This is a genomic window from Paraburkholderia phenoliruptrix (genome assembly GCF_047325075.1).
Taxonomy (GTDB): domain Bacteria; phylum Pseudomonadota; class Gammaproteobacteria; order Burkholderiales; family Burkholderiaceae; genus Paraburkholderia; species Paraburkholderia phenoliruptrix.
In genome coordinates this window covers 381,154-403,944 of the sequence record NZ_CP168531.1, presented here as the reverse complement: position 1 = coordinate 403,944, position 22,791 = coordinate 381,154, and the positions used below count along the sequence as shown (strand labels likewise).

Below are 22,791 nucleotides of genomic sequence, written 5' to 3'. Positions count from 1 at the left end.
GGATCTCGCATGACTTACTGGATGCGGCGCCTGCGCGCCGCGCTGCCCTGGCTGCTGGTCGCCGTTTTCTCCAGCCTGGCCGTGATGCTCGCGATGTTGCCGGCCGCGTGGATCACGCCGCAATTCGCCCGGCAAAGCGGCGGACACGTGAACCTCGTCAACCCGGCAGGGTCGCTTTGGCACGGCTCCGCCACGCTGATGCTGGCCGCCGGTTCGGACATGAGCGCCGCGACGCTGCTGCCCGGGCGGATCGAATGGCGCACGGCGTTCTGGTCGCTCTTCACGGGCCGCGTGCGCATGACCATGCGTCATAGCGAGGCGATGCCCGACCCGATCACCATCGACGCGACGCCGCGCAGCGCGAATGTAACGCCCGGCACGATTGCCGTGCCGGCTTCGCTGCTGAGCGGGCTCGGCGCGCCTTTCAACACGCTCGATCTGCAAGGCGATGTGCGGCTTTCGTGGTCCGACTGGCGCAGCTTCAATCGCGAGGCGTTCGGCCAGTTGACTGTCGCGCTGACCGACGTGAGTTCGCGCGTCTCGCCCGTGAAGCCGCTCGGTTCGTATCAGCTGGTGTTTCAGGCGGAAGGCGCGTCGTCGACAGTCGAGTTGCGGACCGTCAAAGGACCGCTGATGCTGAGCGGGCGCGGCGTCGTGTCACCGGCTTCCACGTCGTTTCACGGAACGGCGAGCTCCGCGCCCGAGGCGCGCGACAATCTGGCGGGACTGCTGAATCTGCTCGGACGGCCGAGCGGGCCGAACGCGGTGATGTTGTCGTTCGTGCATTGAAGGCCGCGGCCACGCGCTTCGGCGCGGGCCGCACGCGACGCCACGCGATTTACCGGCTTTGCGCCTCGGTCTGCGGCGAGGCTTCGCCGGATTGTGCAACCGGCGTCGTCGCGGGCGCCGAAGCGGATGACGGCAAAGGCGCGGGCGCCGCGACGTCGCCGGTTTCGCGGTTCATCTGCGAGACGTCCCAGCCGCCGCCGAGCGCCTTCACCAGTCCGACCGACGACACCATCCGCTGCCCCGCAATGGTCTGCAGCTTCTGCTCGGCCGTGAACGCGGTGGTTTGCGCGGTCAGCACGTTGAGAAAGCCGACTGTGCCCGCCTTGTATTCGTTCGTCACGATGGCGAGCGCCTGGCGCGCCGACTCCACGGCCTGCTGCTGCACCACGATTTCCCGTTCGAGGATGCGTTGCGACGCGAGGTTGTCCTCGACGTCCTGGAACGCCGTGAGCACCGTTTGACGATACGTGGCGACGCTCTCGTCATAAGCGGCGCGAGCCGCTTCGGTTTTCGCGCGGCGCAGCCCGGCGTCGAACAGGGTCGCCGCGAGTTGCGGTCCGACCGTCCAGAAGCGCGACGGCACGGTCAGCAGTTGCGAGAAAACCGAGCTCTGGAAGCCGCCGGTCGCCGACAAGGTCAGCGACGGAAAAAACGCGGCAATAGCGATGCCAATCTGCTCGTTCGCCGCTGCCGCCTTGCGTTCCGCCGACGCGATGTCGGGCCGCCGTTCGAGCAGCGCCGACGGCACCTGCGCGGGCACGGCGGGCGGCGTCGCGGTGAGCGGCATGGGCGGAAGCGAGAAGCTGGAGGCCGGTTCGCCGACGAGCACCGCAATGGCATGCTCGTCCTGGGCGCGCTGCACGCCGTTGTCGATCGCGGAGGCCTGCGCCGATTGCAACTGCGTTTGCGCCTGGATCACGTCCGAGCGCGCGGCCACGCCCGCGGCGTACTGGTTCTGCGTCAGTTGCAGCGAGCGCTGATAGGCGGCGACGGTCTCGTCGAGCAGTTTCTGGTTGGCATCGAGCGCGCGCAGCGAGAAGTAGGTTTGCGCGAGCGTGGCCTGCGCCGACAGACGCGCGTTGGCGAGATCGGCGGCGGCGCTTTGCTGGCCGGCCTTCTGCGCGTTGACCGAGCGGCCGACCGAGCCCCACAGGTCGGGTTCCCAGGTGGCGTCGAGTTGCAGGCTGTAGCTGTTGTAGACGCCCGAGCGGCTAGCCGTGGTGGAACTCCCGCTCGACGAAGCACCGTTGCCCGAGCGCGTGGCGCCCGCCGACGCGCCGACAGTCGGAAAGTAGGCCGCGCGCGCCTCGCCGACCAGCGCGCGCGCCTGCCGGTACGCGGCGGCATATTGCGCGATGGTCTGGTTGGCGGCGTTCAGCTTCTCTTCCAGTGCGTCGAGCTGCGGGTCCTGGTAGAGGGTCCACCACGCGCCGCGGTCCTGCTGGTCCGCCGGTTGCGCGACTTTCCAGCCGGGGGCGGCTTCCTTGTAGGACGCGGGAATCCCGGCGTCCGGGCGCTTGTAGTCGGGGCCGACCGCGCACGCGGCGACGAGGCCGGCAACGGCCACTGCTACCGCGAGAGTCAGGACGCGAGGCGCAGATGTCCGCGCGGACGGGATTCGGTCAGACTGCATGCATTGTTTCCTTCTGGACGCCACGTGCCGCCAGTGACGGCGCCGGCCTGTACGTGTGCCGGCATGTTAGCGTATGAGCCCGCTGGGCGCGGGAAACCGAAAGGTTAATGCGGGCAGCGAAGAAGGTGTGTTACCGACGATGTCGCGAAGGTTACGTGCTGTTACCGGGCGGTGGTTCAAAACCGCCCTGGCCGCTCATGCCTGCCGCCAAGTCAGCCGCGCGATTCCGCGGAAGTCGCCTTGCGCGCCAGCTTGCCGGCCGCGGCCCGGCACGGTGCTTCACCGCGCGACTGGCAGGCGTTCGCCGCACCATGCGCCGGAGCGGCCGGAGCAGCCGCAGCGCTTGCCGCGCGCACGGGCGCGGCAGCGATTTCCGCGGATGCCCCGTTCGCGCCCTTGCGCCCCCGGCGATGCTCGAACCACGCCAGTACCGCGACCCCCACCGATCCGCCGGGCAGCACGAACAGCACGGCAAACAACGCGAGCTTCCACCAGCGATGCGGGCCCTGGAAGCTGTGCAAAGCGGAATCGGTCAGAGAGCGGCTGAGGCCGCCGAGGGTATTTTTCAGGTACAGCATGGGCGGAACATCCTTAGGTCGCGCCGACTTGGCGGCGCGATAAAAAAGCGGTCAGAACATAGTCTCGGGTGGCGCGGATCGCGTAACTCGTTGCTTAATATAATATTGACTATGCAAGTAAATTTCAAGATACTGTGCGCGATGCACGGCCGCGGTGTTGTTTTTCGGCGGATCGCGCGCCTGCCACTTCGGCCTGCTGCCATGTCCACGAATTCAAGATGACTGACGGTCCTTACAAAGCCGACGAAATCCGGCTCGATACGAGTCTCGGCTATTACTTGTCGAAAGCGCGCAACGTGCTGGTCGAGCGCACCGACCGGGCCGTTAAACCACTCGGGCTGACGGCGCAGCAGATCGGCGTGATCCTGATGCTCGCCGCCGGGCGCGCGAACACGCCGTTCGAGCTGTCGCGCGTCATGTCATACGACAGCGGATCGATGACCCGTCTGCTGGACCGCCTTGAAAAGAAAGGCTTTTTGCTGCGCACGCGCAGCGACGCGGATCGCCGGATGGTGAAGCTGGAGCTGACCCAGCAAGGGCAGGACGCGGCGCGGCAGTTGCCCGGCATCGGCGCCGCCGTGCTGAACGAGCAGTTGCGCGGCTTTTCGGCCGCCGACCTCGCGACGCTGATCGATCTGCTTGGCCGTTTCATTGCCAACGGGATCGACGCCGGCTCCAACGCAGGCTGCGGTTTGTGCGCCGAGGCGGAGCCCTCCGATGCCGGGCTCGACGATTCATCGCCGGAAAATGGCAAGCATTAACTGACTGATGATTCTGGAGGGCGCAGTTGCAATCCGATCTCTGTCTGGGCAGAGTGTGATGGGGCATGTAACCAGCGCTTCGACTGAAGCGATCCACGTGGCGACAATCTTTCCGCGCTGAGGAGAACAACCATGGCCGCTACGGCTACCAACGCTGCTGAACCCGCAGCACAACCGGCCACGCCGCCTGCGGCCGAGCCCGCCCCGCTGACGGGCGGCGCGCTCGCGCTGCTGACCGTCGGACTGGCGCTCGGCACCTTCATGGAGGTGCTGGACACGTCGATTGCGAACGTCGCCGTGCCGACTATTTCCGGCAGTCTCGGCGTCGCCACGAGCCAGGGAACGTGGGTGATCTCGTCGTATTCGGTGGCCTCGGCGATCGCCGTGCCGCTCACCGGCTGGCTTGCGCGGCGCGTCGGCGAAGTGCGGCTCTTCACGCTGTCCGTGCTGCTCTTTACGATCGCCTCCGCGCTGTGCGGTTTTGCGCAGAACTTTGAGTCGCTGATCGTCTTCCGGCTCGCGCAAGGGCTCGTGTCCGGGCCGATGGTGCCGCTCTCGCAGACTATTCTGATGCGCTCCTATCCGCCGGAGAAACGCGGGCTCGCGTTGGGACTATGGGCGATGACCGTGATCTGCGCGCCGATCTTCGGGCCTGTGATGGGCGGCTACATCACGGACAACTACACGTGGCCGTGGATCTTCTACATTAATGTGCCCATCGGCCTTTTTTCCGCGGGCTGCGCGTTCGTGCTGCTGCGCGGGCGCGAAACGAAGACCACGCAGCAGCGCATCGACGCGGTCGGCCTTTCCTTGCTCGTGATCGGCGTGGCGTGCCTGCAGATGGTGCTCGACCTCGGCAAGGATCGCGACTGGTTCAACTCCACGTTCATCGTGACGCTCGCGGTCATCGCGGTGATCTCGATTGCATTCATGCTGGTGTGGGAGATGACCGAGAAAGAGCCCGTCGTCGATCTGTCGCTCTTCAAGGACCGCAACTTCGCGCTCGGCGTGGTCATTATCTCGTTCGGCTTTATGGCTTTCTTCGGCTCGGTGGTGATTTTTCCGCTGTGGCTGCAGACCGTGATGGGCTACACCGCCGGCCTCGCGGGTCTTGCCACCGCGCCGGTCGGCATACTTGCGCTGTTCCTTTCGCCGCTGATCGGCAAGAACATGCACCGGCTGAACCTGCGCGTCATTGCGAGCTTCGCCTTCATCGTGTTTGCATTCGTGTCGCTGTGGAATTCCACCTTCACGCTTGATGTGCCGTTCAACCACGTGATCTGGCCGCGCCTCGTGCAAGGCATCGGCGTGGCCTGCTTCTTCGTGCCGATGACGACCATTACGTTATCGAGCGTGCCGGACGAACGGCTCGCGAGCGCATCCGGCCTGTCGAACTTTTTCCGGACGCTGTCCGGCGCGATCGGCACCGCAATCAGCACGACTTACTGGGAAAACGACACCATTCGCCATCACGCTCTGCTGGTCGATAACGTCAACGTGTACACCGCGAACACCAACGCGTACACGAATGCGCTGGCCGGTGTGGGTCTTTCCGGCGACAGCATCACCGCGCAGCTGAACCAGGTGGTGACCGCGCAGGCTTATATGCTGGCCACCAACGACTTTTTCCGCATTTCGTGCGCGGCCTTCCTCGTGCTCGCCGTGCTCGTGTGGATCACGAAACCGCGCAAGGGCGTGGGTCCTTCAATGGGGCACTGAGCGCGCCGGGCGCTGCTTACTGACTGGCTGCCGCGCCGGCCGACGGCGTGGCCGACTGTCCTTGCTGCGCCTCCGGGTGCAGGGCGGCGGACGCCGGCTGCGACGGTTTCGCGTCGTTTCCTTGTGTGCCGGCCGCTGTGCCGCGCACGTACTGCTTGAAGTCGGCGCCCGCTTCCCACGGGTTCGGCTTGCAGCCGAGCGATCCGTCGCAATGCGCAGCAAAGCCGATTGTCGCAGTGCCGTCGGGATTGGGCGTGCGGGTGATCTGATACGCGAGCGCGCGCTTGCCGCCGTCGGGGCCGGCGGTCTGGATCAGCGTGTCGGTGGCGGCTTCGACCTTGTATTTCGAATGGCTGGTCACCCATGTTTGCGCGCGCTGCCACCAGAGGTCGCACTCAGCCTTGTTCGAGCAGGTGAGCGGCGTGGTTGCAATCTGCATGACGTCGGGATCGACCTGTCCCTGCGTCGAGCATCCGGCCGCGGCCATGGCCGCAATGGCCGCGATGGCGACGCTGGCGTCGCGCAATGTGGGCAACAGACCTTTATTCATCACGTTGATCTCCCTCTCGCTAACGTGTCATGAAAGTTTGGACCGTCTTGCGCGGAGCGTGTTTCGTCTGGATCAGAGAAACGTGGAAAGGCGCGAATAATTTGCCGACGAGGCCGCGGTTCGCCGACGTTCTGCGTAGTCGTTACCGCGAGGTGCAGCAGGCAATAAAAAAGCGGCTCGGGGAGCCGCTTTACTGTCTTGCCGCAAATGAGCCGCAAATGAGCCGCAAGCGGGCCGCAAATGAGCCCGAGCTGCACTCACACGCTGAACCGGTTCAACGTATACGCCCGATAAGCCGCGACGAACGCATCGAACGAGCCGATCTCCTCGCGCTCCAGCTTCGCCTGTTCCTCTAGCGACTGCGCGGCAAGATCCGCGAACGCTTTCGCCGTGCCCGCGTCGAGCGGATGCGCGCGGAAATACGCCGCGTGCGCCTCGCTCTGCTCAAGACCGAATTCGAGGAAGCTTTGCTGCTTGTCGCGCATCGTCTGCAGCACACGTGCGGACGGCGTCAGCGACGGATCGGCCAGCTTCGCCCGCTGCACGGCAACGGAGCGCGCGTGCGCGTCGCCGCCGTGCAGCGCGTCGAGCGCGGCTGCCGCGGCGTCGATCTTTGCGAACAGTTCGTCGGCCCATTCGGTCATCGCCACAGCCTGGCCGTCGCGGACCAGTTCCAGGCCGGGCTTGCGCCCTTCCGTCGTGACGCGCGCGAAGTTCTGATTGGCTTCGCAATACGCGGGCGGCGGCAGCGGCGCGCTGTCGTCGAGCGCGCACACGAGCAGGTAGGCGTCGAGAAAGCGCGACGTCTCCAGCGAAATGCCGACCGGCTCGAACGGATCGATGTCCATGCAGCGCACCTCGACGTATTGCACGCCGCGCGCGGCGAGCGCATGCAGCGGACGCTCGCCGGGATAAGTCACGCGCTTCGGACGGATCGTCGAGTAAAACTCGTTTTCGATCTGCAGCACATTCGTGTTGATCTGCACCCACTCGCCGTCGCGCTGCGTGCCGATCGCCTCATACGCGGGATACGGCTGGCTCACGGCTTTGGCGAGCGCGTCGAGATAGCCGGGCAGCGTGTCGTAGTCGGCGTGCAGCGCGGCTTGCGCGGTGGTGTTCGAGTAGCCGAGGTCGCTCATGCGCAGACTCGTCGCATACGGGCGGTACAAGGTGTCGGCGTCGAAAGTGTCGAGCGTGTGTTTGCGGTCGCGCAAAAAGCGGCGGTCGAGCGCGGGCGACGCGCCGAACAGATACATCAGCAGCCAGTTGGTGCGGCGGAAATTGCGGATCAGCGCGAGATAACGGTCGGACTGAAAATCGACGGCGCTCGCGGTGGATTGCTGGTCCGCGTGCAGGAGCCGCCACACTTCTTCGTTCAGCGAATAGTTGTAGTGAATGCCCGCGATGCATTGCATCGTGCGGCCATAGCGCAGCGCGAGGCCGACGCGGTATACGTACTTCAGCTTGCCTATATTCGACGTGCCGTAGTTCGCAATGGGAATGCCTTCGTCGGTGTCGGGCAACAGCCCCGGCATGGAGTTGTTCCACAGAATCTCGTCGCCGAGTTCCGCATAGACGAAACGATGCAGCGTATCCAGTTTCTCGAGCGTCAGCGCGACGTCGTGCTCAGCGGGCGTGATCAGTTCGAGCAGCGCTTCCGAATAGTCGGTGGTCAGCGACGGATGCGTCAGCGCCGAACCCAGCGCGCGTGGGTGAGGCGTCAACGCGAGCTGGCCCGCATGCGTGACGCGCAGGCTTTCTCTTTCTATGCCGCGCAGGCCGCGCAGCAGCGCTTCGCGCTGCGGCCCGGAAGTGAGCACGGACAGGCGGTGCGAAAACGCGTCGGTCGTGCGGGATGAGGTCGTGTTTGGCATTGATGCGGGTCGGGCGTTGTCGGCCGCCATGTGCCGCGCGGCTGCCGGCTGGCAGCCCCGTGCGGTCGACAACGTTCGGCAAAATTTTCAGTAGCGGGCACTTTAACATCTCGCCACCGCGCCTGCTTGAGGCCGCTTCAGCGGGCGTTTGCGGGCCGCCGGCACGTGTGTTTGCCCGCCGCAAGTGCGGATTTGGCCACACGGTTTCCAGGTTATTCCGGGCATTTATTCTGGACGTTTCGCCAGCCGGAGGTTCAGTAGCGTGCCGGGCTTCGCGCTTCGCGCTTCGGGCTTCCGGCTTCCGGCTTCGGCCTTCAGGCTTCAGGCTTCAGGCCTCGGCACGGCGTCGCTTTTCGTCAAAGGGCTCGATATCAGCCGCCGGTGCGCCTAACCGCCGCGTGCGGCCCCGGCTCGGTCCGCCACCTCGTTCCACAGATGCATGGCCGCATAAGCGCGCCACGGGCGCCACGCGTCGGTGCGGGTGCGCTGCTGCGTGGGCCGCACGAGCGACGGGTCGCGCGCACAGATCGACTGCATCAGCACGAGGTCCCACGCGGGCCACGCGTCGGGATCGCGCCACGCACGCATCGCCACATATTCGACGGTCCAGGGGCCGATGCCCGGCAGCGCGAGCAATGCGGCGCGCAGCGTGTTGGCGTCAGCGGCGGCGCTGTCGAGCGGCACGTCGCCGCTCGCGACAGCGTGCGCAAATCCTTGCAGCGCGGCGACGCGTTTGCCAGGCATGCCGATCTGCGCGAGGTCGGCGCGCGCCAACGCTTCAGGCGTGGGAAAGCGCCACGCGGTGTTCTCATGCGCATGCCCTTCGATACGCTCGCCCGCCCGCTGGACCAATCGTCCGATGATGGTGGTCGCGCCCTTCACACTGATCTGCTGGCCGACGATCGCGCGCACCACTAGTTCGAAGCCGGACCACGCGCCGGGCACGCGCAGTCCGGGCGCCGCCTCGACGAGCGGCGCGAGCCAGGGGTCCTCGGCGAGGGCCGCGCCGATCTTCTTCGGGTCGGCCTTCAGGTCGAACATTTTCGCAATCGGCGCGGCGAGCGCGCCGGCGTGACGGCTGACCGGGCCTTCGAGGCTCGCCACCAGACAACGCTTGCGCGGGTGCGGGCGCACGCTCAGCGTGCCGCTCTCGCCGGCCCATTCGATCGCGCGGCGGTATGCGCCGTCTTCCACGGCTTCCACGCCGGGCGTTGCGCGTCCGCCGAAGAAGCGCAACAGGCGCGGCCAGTCGAACGGCGGTTTATAGGGGAGTTCAAGGGAGGTGACGTCGTCGAGCGTGCTCACGCAGCGTGATCCAGTTTGGTGGCGAGGGTTGAGATGGAAGCGGTGCCGGCATCGTCGGCGCAAACGTGCTGGGCGTGCTGCGCCTCGGCGTCGAGCAGCGCGACCTTGCGCGGCAAGCCCCAACGATAGCCGGCGAGCGCCCCGCCCTTTTGCACCACGCGATGACACGGAATGGCGAGCGCAACCGGATTGTTCGCGCACGCGCTGGCCACGGCACGCACGGCGCGCGGCGCACCGACGGCTTCGGCAATCTCCGAATAGCTGCGCGTTTCGCCGTAGGGAATGCGCCGCAGCGCGTCCCACACCCGCTGGCGAAAGGCCGTCGCCGCGATGTCCAGCGGCAGCTCGACCTGCTGACGCGTGCCGCGCAAATAGGCGTCGATCTGCGCGATGAACGGTGCGAGCCGCTCGCCGTCCTCGAGCAGTTCCGCATTGGCCAGTTCGCCGCGCAGTTCGTCGATCAGACAAGCGGTGTCGTCGGCGAAACCGATCTTGCAGATGCCTTTCTCCGTCGCGGCCACCAGCACGAAGCCGAGCGAGGTCGGCGCGCTCGCGTAGCGCACGGTCAGCCCCGCGCCCTTGCGGCGGTATTCGGAGGGCGCCATGCCCAATTCCGCGGACGCGCTGTCGTACATCCGCGAAGGCGAATTAAAGCCGGCGTCCAGCGTGGCGCGCGTGACGTCAGCGCCGCTTCTGAGCGCATCGCGCAACGCAGCGCCGCGCCGCGCGGCCTGATATTGACGCGGCGACACGCCCACCACTCGCTTGAACAGCCGCTGCAGGTGGAACGGGCTGACATGCACGGCGTCGCTCAATTGCGCGAGCGTAAGGCGCTGCTGCGGATCGGCGTCGAGCGCGGCGCACGCGCGGTTGACGATATCGAGTTCGCGCGGCAAGCCGCCCGGCTGACAGCGCTTGCAGTCGCGAAAGCCGGCGGCGCGGGCCGCGGCGGCATCGGCGAAAAAGGCCACGTTCTCACGACGCGGCTGGCGCGATGCGCACGACGGCCGGCAAAACACGCCCGTGGTCGTCACGCCGTAGAAGAAAGCGCCGTCCGCGAGCGGATCGCGGCGCGTGACGGCTTCCCAGCGTTCGTCGTCGGAACGCCAGGCGGCGCTGCGGCGGGTCGTGTCGGTTTCTGTGGGATGAGGCGTGCGGTTCATGATGATGTCCGATAGTGCTGTCGATGAGCTTATTCCATGCTCACCAATGTAGGCCGCATCCCGACACGGTACGCTCCGGATCTTGCTGTGTCATTGCGCTTCCTCGTAGGCAGCGGGTAGCCCTGAGGCGTCCAGGAAGTGGCCCTGCGCGCCCGCCAACGGGTCGTTTTGCCCCAACCTGCGACAAATTTCCACGATGTCGGGTTTTCCCCTAAAAAGTTATTGCGTCGCACCAAGCGCGTGTGTATATTAGTACCTGTCTCCTCCATGTCTCCTCCTGATATGGATTCAGCCCGCTCCACATAGAGCGGGCTTTTTTTCGTCTGTACATTTGGTTCGTCCGGCCGATTCCGGCTCCGTCAACGCCGGCCCCGCTTTCTCCTAAACTGGCTGTTCACCGTCAGAATGCCAGCCTCAGGAGGCCTTCCAATATGAAGATTCATATCCGCGAGATCGATCATGTGGTGATCCGGGCGGCCAATGTCGACGCCATGGCGCGCTTTTACTGCGACGTGCTCGGTTGCAGTCTCGAGAAGGAGCAGCGCGAGCTTGGTCTCACGCAATTGCGCGCGGGGCGCTCGCTGATCGACCTGCTGCAGGTGGGCGCGAAGATCGACCGGCCGGAGAACGGGTCGCCCGGCGCAGCGCGCAACATGGATCACGTGTGTCTGCGCGTCGAACCATTCGACGCCGAAGCGCTCAAGGCGCACCTCGCCGCACACGGCGCGCGTCTCGGCGAAGAAGGGGTGCGTTATGGCGCGGACGGCTATGGGCCGTCGCTGTATCTGTTCGACCCGGAGGGCAACATGGTCGAATTGAAGGGGCCACCGGAGGCCGCGCGCGTGACGTCGCTGTGACCGTCTCGCGCGGGTCTGGGTAAGTCGCATGGGCGAAGCTCAGGCTTCCGCGGCTCAGGCTCGGGGCCATAGCCCAGACGCCGCAACTCAGGCGTTGGCGGGCGCCTTCAACACCGTCCAGTCGATCTTGACCGCGTCGGCCTCGGCGCTGCCGAGCCACGCTTCGCCGTCCTGCACCGTGCATTGCAGGCGCATCGTGCGTTCCGCGAGCGAGCCGAGCTCCGCCGCCACATTTTCGCCGAGCGACCACACCGTCACATTGCGCATGCGCTCGACCTTGTTGCGCACGCCCTGCCACCAGATATCCGAAGTCCGGCCGCCGTAGGCGATCACGACCACGTCGTTGGAGCGGCCGCTCGCCTTGGCGATGCGCCGCTCGTCCGGCTGGCCGACCTCGATCCAGGTTTCGATGGCGCCCGTCAGGTCCTTTTGCCAGAGATCCGGCTCGTCCACGTCCGACAAGCCCTTGCAGAATTCGAGCCGTTCCTGCGCGAAGAGCGCGAACGCGGCGACGCGCACCATCATCCGCTCGTCCGTTTCCGACGGATGACGCGCGATGGTGAGTGAATGATCGGCGTAATAGTGCCGGTCCATGTTGGCGATCTGCAGTTCCGCCTTGTAAATCGTCGATTTGAGAGCCATGCCGTTGCTGAACCAGACGCTCGCCCCACCGGAGCGAACGGAAAATGAGTCGTCGACGGCGCGCTGCCGTTTTCCGTGCTTGTTATACATATCGGGTCCCTCCCGCGCTCCGAGGCGTCTGCCTTATACACGGGAAGGAGCATTTATCGAGCCACGGCCGCTTCCGACGGCGCGCCGTAGACCTCGCCGGCCGCCTCCCGCAGCGCCTCCAGTACGACGGAAGCCGCCGGCGACAAGAGGTGCGACTGGCGCGTGATGATACCGAAAGTGTCCATCCTGCACGGTAAATCGATCGGCAGACGCTTCAATACACCGTACTGTTGGTACTGACCCGCCACTTCGTTCGGCAAAACCGCCAACATGTCGCTCTGTAGCAGCAGGCTGGAAATCGCGAGGAAGTTGTTGGTATTCACCACGTTTTGCGGCGGATTCAGGCCGATTTGCGAAAACATCAGATCGAACCGATGCCGCAGCACGCTGCCGGGCGGATGCAGCACCCAGCTCGCGTTGACGATGCCGCGCAAGGTCAGCCCGGTCTCGTTTTCGAGCGGATGGCCCGGCCGCGCGACAACGCACAGCGGCTCGTCGGCGAGCGGCTCATAGCGGACTTCGGTCTTGAACTGGTTCTGCCGCTCCAGCACCCGGCCGATCATGATGTCCAGCTCACCCTCGGCGAGCCGCGGCAGCATCACGTCGGAGGTTTCGACTTCCGCCCACATTTGCAATTGCGGATAGCGCTCCTTCACGCTCGCGATCGCGCGCGGCACCATGGTCGCCGCCGCCGCCGCAATCACGCCAATTCGCACCTGTCCCGCAAGCCCCGCGCGCAGCGCCGAGATTTCGTCGTGCGCGTGGCTCAGGTTAGAGAGCACCATGCGCGCGTGGCGGATCATCACCTCGCCGTACAGCGTTGCGTGCATGCCGTGCGGCGTGCGATCGAAAAGGCTCACGCCCAGCATGTCTTCCAGCTCCTTAAGGAGCCGCGAGGCCGCCGGCTGCGTCATGCCGAGCACGTCGGCGGCGCGCCGCACGTTGCCCTCTTCTTCCATGGCGGCAAGCAGCAGCAATTGCCGCGTCTTCAGCCGCGCCCGCACGAACCAGTTCGAGTAGCTACGCGTCATGGCCTGTCTCCAGCGTCTTTGTCGTTGGCTGAATGATGCCATACCGGAATTGTTATCGGGATAGCTCAAAAAGGGATTGGAAAGTTATTGCCCCCGCTCATACCATTCGTGGACTTTCATGCATCTCACGTGACGCCCTTCCGTCGATGAACCGCGATCCGCTCGTCCCGCTCGTTGCCAGCCCGCTGCGCCATTACATCAATGGCGGCTGGGAGACGGGCGCGACCACGGGCGTTTCGCTGAATCCGTCAGATCTGGACGACCCGGTCGGCGAATATGTGCGCGCCGACGTGCGCCAGACCGACAGTGCGATTGAAGCCGCCAACGCGGCGTTCGACGAATGGTCGCTGAGCTCCGGTCAGCGCCGCGCAGACGCGCTGGACGCAATCGGCAGCGAAATGCTCGCGCGCCGCGACGAGCTCGGCCGTCTGCTTGCGCGCGAAGTCGGCAAGACCTTGCCCGAGGCGCTCGCGGAAGCCACCCGCGCGGGCCAGACGTTCAAGCTGCTCGCCGCCGATGCTCAGCGCGCGTACTCGGAGCCGGTCGCCTCGGCGCGCGCGGGCGTCGAAATCGACATGACGCGCGAGCCGCTCGGCGTGGTCGGCATCATCGCGCCGTGGAGCGCGCCGCTCGCGATTGCCGCGGCCAGGATCGGCGCGGCGCTGGCGCATGGGAATTGCGTCGTCTTCAAGCCGGCCGAGTCCACGCCGGCTTGCGCGGCGGCGCTTGCATCCATTGTGAGCCGCGCGGGTCTGCCGGCGGGCGTGTTCAATCTCGTGATGGGCAGCGGCCGCCAGGTCGGCGCGCGGATCGTCGCGCATCCGCTTGTCGCGGGTGTCAGTTTCAGCGGCTCGGCGGAAACCGGCACGCGTGTGCTGCAGGCCGCCGCGGCCCGGCAGGCGCGCGTGCAGCTGGAGATGGGCGGCAAGAATCCGTTCGTCGTGCTGGCCGACGCCGACCTCGACATTGCCGTCGATGCGGCGTTGACCGGCGCCTATGGCTCGACCGGCCAGCGCAGCACGGCGGCGGCGCGGTTGATCGTCGAACGCGCGATGTATGAGCCGTTTGTCGATGCGCTGCGGGCAAGGCTCGCCCAGCTCACCGTCGACCACGCGCTCAAGCACGGCACCGACATGGGCCCGGTCGCGAACGCCGCGCAGCTCGAGCGCAACCTCGACTATGTGCGCATCGCCGCGCAGGAAGGCGCGCAGCTGCTGCACGGCGGCCGGCGCCTCGAACGCGCGACGCGCGGCTACTTCTTCGAGCCCGCGTTGTTCGCGGGCGAAGCCGAACAGCGGATTGCGCGCGACGAAATCTTCGGGCCGCTCGCGGTCGTGCTGCGCGCCGACGATTACGAGCACGCGCTGCATCTGGCGAACGACAGCGCCTATGGCCTGTGCGCCGGCATCTGCACGCGCTCGCTCTCTCGCGCGCGGCATTTCCGCCGTCATGTGCACAGCGGCCTCGTCACGATCAATCTGCCGACCACGGCAGTCGAGCATCACGCGCCGGGCGGCGGGCGCAAGGCGTCCGCGTACGGCTCGACCGACGCGGCGTTCTGGACGGCCGTGAAAACGGCTTACGTCGCGAGCTGAGCCGGTGATGCACATGCACATCGCCGCCGGCATCGATCCATTCACCCGCTTTTCAAGTCCCGGCTAACGCCGTGTATCGCCTCGCTGCACATAAATGAAATCAATGCAGCTTTTCAACCTCAGGAGACAGACATGACCAGCAAGCTTCGCCGTTTGACGCTGACCGCGATTGCCGCGGCCACCCTTGCCGCGCCCTTCGCGATGCAGCTTTCCGCCCATGCCGACCAGCCGCTCAAAGTCGGCTTCCTCGTGAAGATGCCGGAACAGGCGTGGTTCATCAACGAACAGAAAGCCGCGACCGCGCTCGGCCAGAAGGACGGTTTTTCGGTGGTGAACATCGGCACGCCGGACGGTGAAAAAGTGCTGTCCGCCATCGACAATCTCGGCGCGCAAGGCGCAAAGGGTTTCGTGATCTGCGCGCCCGACGTGCGCCTCGGACCGGCAATTCAGGCGCGCGCCAAGCGCTACAACATGAAGTTCGTGACGGTGGACGACCAACTGGTCGATTCCAGCGGCAAGCCGCTCGCCAACGTGCCGCACCTCGGCATGTCCGCGTTCAAGATCGGCAACCAGGTCGGCCAGGCGATCAGCGACGAAATGAAGCGCCGCGGCTGGAAGCCGGAAGAAGTCGGCGCGCTGCGCATCACGAACTACGAGCTGCCGACCGCGAAGCTGCGCACCGACGGCGCGACGCAAACGCTGCTCGCCGGCGGCTTCAAGAAAGAGAACATTTTCGACGCGCCGCAAAAGACGACCGACGACGAAGGCGGCTTCAACGCATCGTCGCCAGTGCTCGCGCAGCATCCGAACATCAAGAAGTGGGTGATCTTCGCGCTGAACGAGGAAAGCGTGCTGGGCGGCGTGCGCGCGACCGAGCAGCTGCATATTCCGGCGGCGGACGTGATCGGTGTCGGCATCAACGGCGCGGGCGAAGCCTTTGCCGAGTTCCAGAAGAAGGAGCCGACCGGCTTCTACGGCACGATCGCCGTCAGCTCGACGATGCATGGCCGCGAGAGCACGGAAAACCTCGTCGAGTGGATCAAGAACGGCAAGCAGCCGCCGGCCGACACGCAAACCACCGGCAAGTTGATGGTGCGCAGCAACTGGCAGGACGTGCGCAAGGAACTCGGTATTTAAGCCGCGTTTCGCTTTCGCACGCGGCGGGCCGCGCCGCAGTTCGCCAGATCGCGCATTCGCATCTCGCGTGAAGCGGGAGCGGCCCGCACAGCCTGTTCACCACTGAGGTTTTTTGATGATGTCCTCACACACTGCGTCTTCCGCCGGCACTGCCGAGCCGGTGCAAGCGCCCTCGCCTGCGCTCGCGTCCACCGAGCCGTATCTGCAACTCGACGGCATTACCGTGCGTTTTCCCGGCGTGCTCGCACTCGACCAGGTGTCGCTCGAAGTGCGGCCCGGCGAAGTGCATGGCCTGATGGGCGAAAACGGCGCCGGCAAATCGACGCTGCTGAAAGTGCTCTCCGGCGTCAATCAGCCGGCTGCGGGCACGCTGTCGCTCGGCGGCGTCGAGCAGCAGTTCACGACGACGAAAGCGGCCATTGCGGCGGGCGTCGCGATCATCTATCAGGAACTGCATCTCGTGCCCGAGCTGACGGTCGCGGAAAACCTGATGCTCGGCGCGCTGCCCAATCGCTTCGGTGTGCTGGACGAAAAGACGCTGGCGGCGCGCGCGCTGCACGAGCTCGAACGGCTCGGCGAAAAAATCGACCCGTCGCAGCAGGTGAAGAATCTGTCCATCGGTCAGCGGCAGATGATCGAGATCGGCAAGGCGCTGATGCGCGACGCGCGCGTGATCGCGTTCGACGAACCGACCAGTTCGCTGTCGTCGCGCGAGACCACGCAACTGTTCCGGATCATTCGCGCGTTGCGGGCCGAAGGCCGCGCGATCATCTACGTCACGCATCGCATGGACGAGGTCTACGAGTTGTGCGACCGCGTGACCGTGTTCCGCGACGGCCGCCGCATCGATACGTTCGACGCAGGCGCGGGCCTCGACCGCGATCGTTTGATCAGCTGCATGGTGGGCCGTTCTATCGCGGACGTGTACGGCTATCGCACGCGCGAACTCGGCGACGTGCAGCTCGATGTGAAAGGCGTCATGGGTCCGGGCCTGCGCGAGCCCGCCACTTTTTCCGCGCGCAAGGGCGAAATTGTGGGCTTCTTCGGGCTCGTGGGCGCGGGGCGCTCCGAGTTGATGAAGCTCATCTACGGCGCGGTGAAGCCGACCGCCGGCGAAATCACGCTCAAAGGCAAGCCGGTGCGCTTTGCCACGCCGCGCGACGCGGTGCGCGCGGGCGTCGCACTCTGTCCCGAAGATCGCAAGCAGGAAGGCATTGTCTCGATCGCTTCGGTATCCGACAACCTCAATATCAGCTGCCGCCGGCATTTCAGCCGTTTCAACGTGCTCAACGGCCGCAAGGAAGCGCAGACCGCGAAGGAGTTCATCGGCAAGCTCGCCATCAAGACACGCAATGGCGAGACGCCGATCGGCACGCTCTCGGGCGGCAATCAGCAGAAGGTGATCCTGTCGCGCTGGCTCGCCGAAGAGATCGACGTGTTTCTGATGGACGAGCCTACGCGCGGCATTGACGTCGGCGCGCGCAGTGAAATTTACGGGCTGCTGTATGGACTCGCCGAAGCGGGCCGCACGGTGATCGTGGTGTCGAGCGACCTGGCGGAAGTGATCGGCGTGACGGATCGCGTGATCGTGATGAAGGAAGGACGCCTCGTCGGCGACCTGCCGAAAGCGCAGGCCACGCCCGACGCGCTCATCAAGCTCGCCCTGCCCCGCTAGACATGCCGGCTCGCCTTCGCCCATCGCGGGCCGAACCGAACGCAACTGAATGGCGCCGCTGAACCGAAACCGCGGCATTGAAACGGAACACACATCATGAATACACCTTCAACCGAATCCTCCACGCCGGCCGTCGCCTCGGCGGGCCTGAGCGCGCGCGCCGCGCGCACGTGGGATCTGATCAACAAGTCCGGCATCGTGATGGTGTTCGTCATCCTGTTCGCGGTGCTGTCGTTCACCGTGCCCGACTTCCTCAGCTCGCGAAACATTCAGGGCCTGCTGCTTTCCGTCACGCTGATCGGTTCGATCTCCGTGACGATGATGTTCGTGCTCGCGCTCGGCGAAGTGGATCTGTCGGTCGCCTCGATCGTGGCGTTCGCGGGCGTGGTGGCGTCGACGCTCATTACGGCCACGCATAGCGTGCTGCTCGGCGTGGCCGCGGGTGTGGTCGCGGGCGGCGTGGTCGGGCTCGTGAACGGCGTGCTCGTGGCGCGCTACAAGATCAACTCGCTGATCGTCACGCTTGCGATGATGGAAGTCGTGCGCGGCCTCGCGTACATCACGTCGAGCGGCGACGCGGTGATGATCTCCGAAGAACGATTTTTCGACCTCGGCGGCGGCTCGTTCCTCGGCATTTCGTATCCGATCTGGAGCAACATCATCGGCTTCGTGCTGTTCGGTTTTCTGCTGAAGAAAACCGTGTTCGGCAAGAACGTGCTGGCCGTCGGCGGCAATAGCGAGGCGGCGCTGCTCGCAGGCCTGCCCGTCACCCGCATCAAGATCACGGTGTTCGTGCTGCAAGGTCTCGTTACCGGTTTTGCGGGCGTGATGCTTGCGTCGCGTATGAGTCTCGGCGATCCGAAAACGTCGGTCGGCCTGGAGCTCGGCGTGATTTCCGCGTGCGTGCTCGGCGGCGTGTCGCTGACGGGCGGCGTCGCGACGATTTCCGGCGTGCTGGTGGGCGTGCTGATCATGGGCTCGGTGCAGGACGCGATGAGCCTGATGAATGTGCCGACTTTCTATCAATACCTGATTCGCGGCGGGATTCTGCTGCTCGCGGTGCTGTTCGACCAGTTCCGCCGCAGCAAGCGCGTGCACTAAAGCATTCCGATTGCGCGCCCCGCTCTACACGTTTGCCAACAGGAGATTTCATGGCTGATTCCAACCAGACTAAAAAGCCGCTGCGCAGCCAGGCGTGGTTTGGCCTCAAGGACCGCGACGGGTTTCTGCATCGCTCGTGGATGAAAAACCAGGGCATTCCGCACGACGAATTCGACGGACGCCCGGTGATCGGCATCTGCAATACGTGGTCCGAACTCACGCCTTGCAACGCGCATTTCCGCGAACTCGCCGAGTATGTGAAAAAAGGCGTGCACGAGGCCGGCGGCCTGCCGCTCGAATTCCCAGTGATGTCGCTCGGCGAAACGAATCTGCGGCCGACGGCCATGCTGTTTCGCAACCTCGCTTCGATGGATGTCGAGGAATCGATCCGCGGCAATCCGATGGACGGCGTCATTCTGCTCGTCGGCTGCGATAAAACGACGCCCGCGCTGCTGATGGGCGCGGCGTCCTGCAATCTGCCGGCGCTCGCCGTGTCGGGCGGACCGATGCTGAACGGGCGCTTTCGCGGCAAGCATATCGGCTCGGGCACGGGCGTCTGGCAGATGTCGGAGGAAGTGCGCGCCGGCACGATGACGCAGGAGGAATTCACCGAGGCCGAGTCGTGCATGAACCGCTCGCGTGGCCACTGCATGACAATGGGCACGGCTTCCACGATGGCTTCGATGGTCGAATCGCTCGGCATGGGTTTGCCGCACAACGCGGCCATTCCGGCGGTCGACGCGCGCCGTCAGGTGCTCGCGCATATGGCCGGCCGGCGCATTGTCGACATGGTCCGCGAGGATCTGACGATGGACAAGATCCTGACGCGCCAGGCGTTCGAAAACGCGATCCGCACGAACGCGGCGATTGGCGGCTCGACGAATGCGGTCGTGCACCTGATCGCGCTGGCCAAGCGCATCGGCGTGGAGCTTTCGCTGGAAGACTGGGAGCTTGGCTCCAACGTGCCGTGTCTCGTGAACCTGCAGCCGTCGGGCGAATACCTGATGGAAGATTTCTACTACGCGGGCGGGTTGCCGGCGGTGCTCAAGCAACTCGGCGAACAGGGTCTGCTGCATCGTGAAGCGTTGACGGTCAACGGCAAGACGATCTGGGACAACGTGCGCAATGCCCCGAATTACGACGAGAAAGTCATCACCACGTTCGCCGAGCCGTTCAAGGCGAAGGCGGGCATTGCCGTGCTGAAGGGTAATCTCGCGCCGAACGGCGCGGTGATCAAGCCGTCGGCGGCCACTGCGGAATTGCTGAAGCATCGCGGCCGTGCGGTGGTGTTCGAGAACATCGAGGAACTGCACGCGAAGATCGACGACGAGTCGCTCGACATCGACGAAAACTGCATCATGGTGTTGAAGGGCGCCGGACCGAAGGGCTATCCGGGCTTCGCCGAAGTGGGCAACATGCCGCTGCCGAAGAAGGTGCTGCAAAAAGGCATTACGGACATGGTGCGCATTTCCGACGGACGCATGAGCGGTACCGCGTACGGCGCGGTGGTGCTGCACGTGTCGCCGGAAGCGGCCGCGGGCGGCCCGCTCGCCCTGGTGCAAACCGGCGACATGATCGAACTCGACGTGGAGGCGCGGCGTCTGCACCTCGAAGTGGGCGACGAGGAGCTCGAGCGCCGGCGCGCAGCGTGGCAGGCGCCCGAGTCGCCCAAGCGCGGCTACTACAAGCTCTACGTCGAGCACGTGCTGCAGGCGGATCAGGGTGCGGACCTCGACTTCCTGGTCGGTTCGAGCGGCGCGCCGGTGCCGCGCGATTCTCACTGATGACGCGAGCGGGTCGACCAGATAAAACGTGTTTCTGCGCTTTGCGAGAAGGCGTACTGCCGATGCGGATGATAGGCCGCATCGGTTTTTTTTCGCTTCGTGTGTTATCTCGCTGCGCAAAATAAAAATCGACGCTACACCTAACCGTGTCTCGCCGATTTTTTTAATCGCAAGCTTGCCGTCTCCGGTATCTAAAGCCGGAGAATGCGCATGTTCGCACTGCGCTCCCGCGTATTATCGGAAGCGTGCTTGACGACGCGTTAAAGCCGAAGCGCGAAAAGCTTATTGCTTGATGAATCGGTCGTTTGCCCAGAGGCCTTGCGTGTCGCTATTGCCGGCATTCACGAACTCGAAGTCGTGACCGACCACGCGCACCACGCGGAAGCTCGAATTCTCCGGCGTGGAAACGCATTGGTATCCGGAGAAGAACTCCTGCATTTTCTGCTGTTCACCGGCTTGCGCGTGCTGGTCGACGGCGTCGAGCTTGTCTTTCGACAGGCAGCCATACGAGTTGGCCTTGAACTGAATGGTTTGCTGCGGCTTGATCACGACGTCTTGCGCCTGAACGGTTGCGGCAGCCAGACTTGCAATGGCGAAAACAAGGGCGAGTCGAGTTTTCATAGTTCCTCCGGTGCGGGCCAAATGCTCAGGTTAGCTATGTATTTAACTCCATCGTCTAACCCGCAACTTGCACTTTAGGAGAACGCCGCAGAACAACAAGCACATCTTGTGTGCGGTTGCAACAGCGGCGAATTGTCGCACCGCGCGCCGCACGTGCCTAAACCTTAGGCAGCAGGAAAAAGCGGCGAAAGTGCAACGGATAACTAAACGACCGGGCATGGGCACCGCTTTCACCAGTAACGGTTTGCGGCCCGCATTAGCGTAAACGCGATAGTCGATTTAAGCGATTTACTACAATCGGAAATGCGCTTGGTGCATTGCACACAAAGTCGTTCATATCGTCGCACGCACGACGCGAATTAACGCGGCAGATGCAGAAGATAAACAATGCCAGGTCACGTTCTATGTGGTGGGCACAGGTTAATGCGCGCTGGCCGGCAGTGCGGGTACGTGCGGTGCTCTAGAATGGATTCCATGCTCGAGCAAACGGAGGCCACCGTGATCGAGAACGTGATATTGGGCGTTTTTCTTGTCCTTCCGCTGCTGATCGTCGCGTTTCTTTTCTCCGACGAATTGTGGCAGGAACACCGCCATTTGCACGACATGCGTCCGCTGCATGCAAAGCCGCGGCGGCTCGACTGGCGCCATCCGCTGCGTCGTTCGCGGCATCGGCTGTAAGCGGCGCGTGTGTGCTTGACGCGATACACCGGCGCGCCGCATGCGAGTGCCTGAGCGCAGTCCGTCAATCTGCGCGCCAGTGCGCTCGGATGCGTTTGGCCAGCGCTTCGAGCGTGTCCGCGTCGGCGACCTCGCGGGCATGCAGGCGCAGCGGCTGGCCTTCCCAACGCGGAATCACGTGAAAGTGCACGTGCGGCACCGTCTGGCCCGCCGCTGCGCCGTTGAACTGGCCGATGAATACGCCGTCCGGTTGCAACGCCGCGCGCACCGCAATGGCGAGCTTTTGCGTCATGCGCATGCAGGCCACCGTCGCCGCGTCCGACAAATCGAAAATCTCCGCGGCGGCCTCCTTCGGCACGACCAGCACGTGGCCGTCGGCCTGCGGCATCAGATCCATGAAGGCGAGCGCTGCATCGTTTTCCGCGACCTTGATGCATGGTAGTTCGCCGCGCAGAATCTTCGCGAACGGATTGCTGTCGTCGTAGGTCATCGTTTTCTTCTCCTGATTAGTGATCGTGCGGTTGCGCAAGACGAGGGCGGCGTGCAGGACGCATTAGCGCCAGTCGGTCGCGACATCGTCCGGGTCCGTCAGCGTCAATCCGGACGCGGGCAGCGGCAGCGCCGTCTTGTAGCGCACCTGTTTCAGCGCAAAGCTCGAACGGATGTTGGAAATGCCGGGAATCTTCGTCAAATGATCGACGATAAAACGCTCAAGCGTTTGCATGTCCGGCATCACCACGCGCAACAGATAGTCGGCGTCGCCCGTCATCAGATAGCACTCCATCACCTCGGGGCGCTCCGCAATGGCCTGCTCGAAGCGCTGCAGCGCATCTTCCACCTGCTTTTCCAGACTCACCTGGATGAACACGTTGATGCGCAGCCCAAGCGGTTCCGGATTCAGCAGCGTGACCTGCTGCTTGAAGAGACCGAGCTTTTCGAGCGCGCGCACGCGGTTAAAACACGGCGTGGGCGACAGATTCACCGAGCGCGCCAGGTCGGCATTGGTGATGCGCGCGTTCTGCTGCAACTGGCTCAGGATGCCGATGTCGATGCGGTCAAGCCGCCGGGTTGGCGTGGTCATAGTCGAAATATTCTGTGAGCGGTGGGAAATCCGGAACAAATAGCCTATCGCAGCCTAACATCTCAAGCAAATGAGACGCTCATTTTGCCGACTCGCAAGTACCATTGACTCACTCGATTGTGAACCG

General features: G+C 64.6%; 21 protein-coding genes. 10 read left to right on the top strand and 11 right to left on the bottom strand.

Translation table 11 applies throughout. The features are described 5' to 3' along the window. The first annotated feature begins 9 nt into the window (after positions 1 to 9). Positions 10 to 789 carry a type II secretion system protein N gene (locus tag ACEN8U_RS13735; protein ID WP_310104549.1) on the top strand — a complete coding sequence of 260 codons (780 nt, stop codon included), beginning with the start codon at positions 10 to 12 and terminating at the stop codon, positions 787 to 789. A 49-nt stretch (positions 790 to 838) separates the two neighbouring features. On the opposite strand, the gene ACEN8U_RS13730 is transcribed toward ACEN8U_RS13735, so the two are convergent. Both ACEN8U_RS13730 and ACEN8U_RS13725 read right to left on the bottom strand, forming a co-directional pair. Then, positions 839 to 2,422, bottom strand: coding sequence for an efflux transporter outer membrane subunit (locus ACEN8U_RS13730; RefSeq protein WP_310104552.1), 1,584 nt, complete (start codon positions 2,420 to 2,422; stop codon positions 839 to 841). Between the two features lie 212 nt (positions 2,423 to 2,634). Next, a complete protein-coding gene (locus ACEN8U_RS13725) occupies positions 2,635 to 3,000 on the bottom strand; it encodes a hypothetical protein (protein ID WP_310104555.1) in 366 nt (121 codons plus the stop codon). A gap of 218 nt (positions 3,001 to 3,218) precedes the next feature. Here ACEN8U_RS13725 and ACEN8U_RS13720 point away from each other — a divergent pair, with 218 nt between their 5' ends. Both ACEN8U_RS13720 and ACEN8U_RS13715 read left to right on the top strand, forming a co-directional pair. Then, a complete protein-coding gene (locus ACEN8U_RS13720) occupies positions 3,219 to 3,761 on the top strand; it encodes a MarR family winged helix-turn-helix transcriptional regulator (protein ID WP_015004122.1) in 543 nt (180 codons plus the stop codon). A 132-nt stretch (positions 3,762 to 3,893) separates the two neighbouring features. Further along, positions 3,894 to 5,480 (top strand): DHA2 family efflux MFS transporter permease subunit, encoded by a 1,587-nt coding sequence (locus ACEN8U_RS13715; protein ID WP_015004123.1) that lies wholly within the window; start codon positions 3,894 to 3,896, stop codon positions 5,478 to 5,480. A 16-nt stretch (positions 5,481 to 5,496) separates the two neighbouring features. Here the strand turns inward: ACEN8U_RS13715 and ACEN8U_RS13710 are convergent, their stop codons facing one another. The 4 genes from ACEN8U_RS13710 to ada form a co-directional block, all read right to left on the bottom strand. Then, positions 5,497 to 6,030: a hypothetical protein gene (locus ACEN8U_RS13710; protein WP_041745924.1), complete on the bottom strand. Its 534-nt coding sequence runs from the start codon at positions 6,028 to 6,030 to the stop codon at positions 5,497 to 5,499. 257 nt (positions 6,031 to 6,287) lie between these two features. Beyond that, positions 6,288 to 7,904: a glutamate--cysteine ligase gene (gshA, locus tag ACEN8U_RS13705; protein WP_310104562.1), complete on the bottom strand. Its 1,617-nt coding sequence runs from the start codon at positions 7,902 to 7,904 to the stop codon at positions 6,288 to 6,290. Positions 7,905 to 8,291: 387 nt separating this feature from the next. After that, on the bottom strand, positions 8,292 to 9,209 hold the full coding sequence (locus ACEN8U_RS13700; protein WP_015004126.1) for a DNA-3-methyladenine glycosylase family protein: 918 nt from the start codon (positions 9,207 to 9,209) through the stop codon (positions 8,292 to 8,294). After that, entirely contained in the window at positions 9,206 to 10,372 is a 1,167-nt protein-coding gene (gene ada, locus ACEN8U_RS13695) for a bifunctional DNA-binding transcriptional regulator/O6-methylguanine-DNA methyltransferase Ada (protein WP_310104567.1), read from the bottom strand. Before ada ends, ACEN8U_RS13700 begins: the two co-directional genes overlap by 4 nt. Positions 10,373 to 10,803: 431 nt before the next feature. Here ada and ACEN8U_RS13690 point away from each other — a divergent pair, with 431 nt between their 5' ends. Continuing rightward, a complete protein-coding gene (locus ACEN8U_RS13690) occupies positions 10,804 to 11,229 on the top strand; it encodes a VOC family protein (protein ID WP_015004128.1) in 426 nt (141 codons plus the stop codon). 87 nt (positions 11,230 to 11,316) lie between these two features. Here the strand turns inward: ACEN8U_RS13690 and ACEN8U_RS13685 are convergent, their stop codons facing one another. Both ACEN8U_RS13685 and ACEN8U_RS13680 read right to left on the bottom strand, forming a co-directional pair. Next, the gene (locus ACEN8U_RS13685) at positions 11,317 to 11,871 is read right to left on the bottom strand and encodes a YaeQ family protein (protein WP_041725319.1); all 555 of its coding nucleotides are present in this window, start codon (positions 11,869 to 11,871) and stop codon (positions 11,317 to 11,319) included. 143 nt (positions 11,872 to 12,014) lie between these two features. After that, positions 12,015 to 12,992, bottom strand: coding sequence for a LysR family transcriptional regulator (locus ACEN8U_RS13680; RefSeq protein WP_310104571.1), 978 nt, complete (start codon positions 12,990 to 12,992; stop codon positions 12,015 to 12,017). Positions 12,993 to 13,138: 146 nt separating this feature from the next. Here ACEN8U_RS13680 and ACEN8U_RS13675 point away from each other — a divergent pair, with 146 nt between their 5' ends. The 5 genes from ACEN8U_RS13675 to ACEN8U_RS13655 all read left to right on the top strand — a co-directional run bounded on the left by ACEN8U_RS13675 (position 13,139) and on the right by ACEN8U_RS13655 (position 20,284). Then, positions 13,139 to 14,587, top strand: a complete 1,449-nt coding sequence (locus ACEN8U_RS13675) for an aldehyde dehydrogenase family protein (protein WP_310104574.1) — start codon at positions 13,139 to 13,141, stop codon at positions 14,585 to 14,587. Positions 14,588 to 14,719: 132 nt separating this feature from the next. After that, positions 14,720 to 15,724: an arabinose ABC transporter substrate-binding protein gene (locus tag ACEN8U_RS13670; RefSeq protein WP_013590111.1), complete on the top strand. Its 1,005-nt coding sequence runs from the start codon at positions 14,720 to 14,722 to the stop codon at positions 15,722 to 15,724. A gap of 115 nt (positions 15,725 to 15,839) precedes the next feature. Continuing rightward, on the top strand, positions 15,840 to 17,399 hold the full coding sequence (gene araG / locus ACEN8U_RS13665; protein WP_015004131.1) for an L-arabinose ABC transporter ATP-binding protein AraG: 1,560 nt from the start codon (positions 15,840 to 15,842) through the stop codon (positions 17,397 to 17,399). A gap of 96 nt (positions 17,400 to 17,495) precedes the next feature. Continuing rightward, positions 17,496 to 18,500 carry an L-arabinose ABC transporter permease AraH gene (gene araH / locus ACEN8U_RS13660; protein WP_013590113.1) on the top strand — a complete coding sequence of 335 codons (1,005 nt, stop codon included), beginning with the start codon at positions 17,496 to 17,498 and terminating at the stop codon, positions 18,498 to 18,500. A gap of 50 nt (positions 18,501 to 18,550) precedes the next feature. After that, positions 18,551 to 20,284 (top strand): IlvD/Edd family dehydratase, encoded by a 1,734-nt coding sequence (locus ACEN8U_RS13655; protein ID WP_310104577.1) that lies wholly within the window; start codon positions 18,551 to 18,553, stop codon positions 20,282 to 20,284. Between the two features lie 282 nt (positions 20,285 to 20,566). Here the strand turns inward: ACEN8U_RS13655 and sap1 are convergent, their stop codons facing one another. Continuing rightward, positions 20,567 to 20,905 carry a surface attachment protein Sap1 gene (gene sap1, locus ACEN8U_RS13650; RefSeq protein WP_013590115.1) on the bottom strand — a complete coding sequence of 113 codons (339 nt, stop codon included), beginning with the start codon at positions 20,903 to 20,905 and terminating at the stop codon, positions 20,567 to 20,569. A 465-nt stretch (positions 20,906 to 21,370) separates the two neighbouring features. Between sap1 and ACEN8U_RS13645 the strand changes: the two genes are divergently transcribed. Beyond that, positions 21,371 to 21,583: a hypothetical protein gene (locus ACEN8U_RS13645; protein WP_374725903.1), complete on the top strand. Its 213-nt coding sequence runs from the start codon at positions 21,371 to 21,373 to the stop codon at positions 21,581 to 21,583. A 64-nt stretch (positions 21,584 to 21,647) separates the two neighbouring features. Here ACEN8U_RS13645 and ACEN8U_RS13640 read toward each other — a convergent pair whose 3' ends face one another. Next, the gene (locus tag ACEN8U_RS13640) at positions 21,648 to 22,073 is read right to left on the bottom strand and encodes an HIT family protein (protein ID WP_041746424.1); all 426 of its coding nucleotides are present in this window, start codon (positions 22,071 to 22,073) and stop codon (positions 21,648 to 21,650) included. 63 nt (positions 22,074 to 22,136) lie between these two features. Continuing rightward, positions 22,137 to 22,664 carry an Lrp/AsnC family transcriptional regulator gene (locus ACEN8U_RS13635; RefSeq protein ID WP_013590118.1) on the bottom strand — a complete coding sequence of 176 codons (528 nt, stop codon included), beginning with the start codon at positions 22,662 to 22,664 and terminating at the stop codon, positions 22,137 to 22,139. Between the last annotated feature and the right edge of the window lie 127 nt (positions 22,665 to 22,791).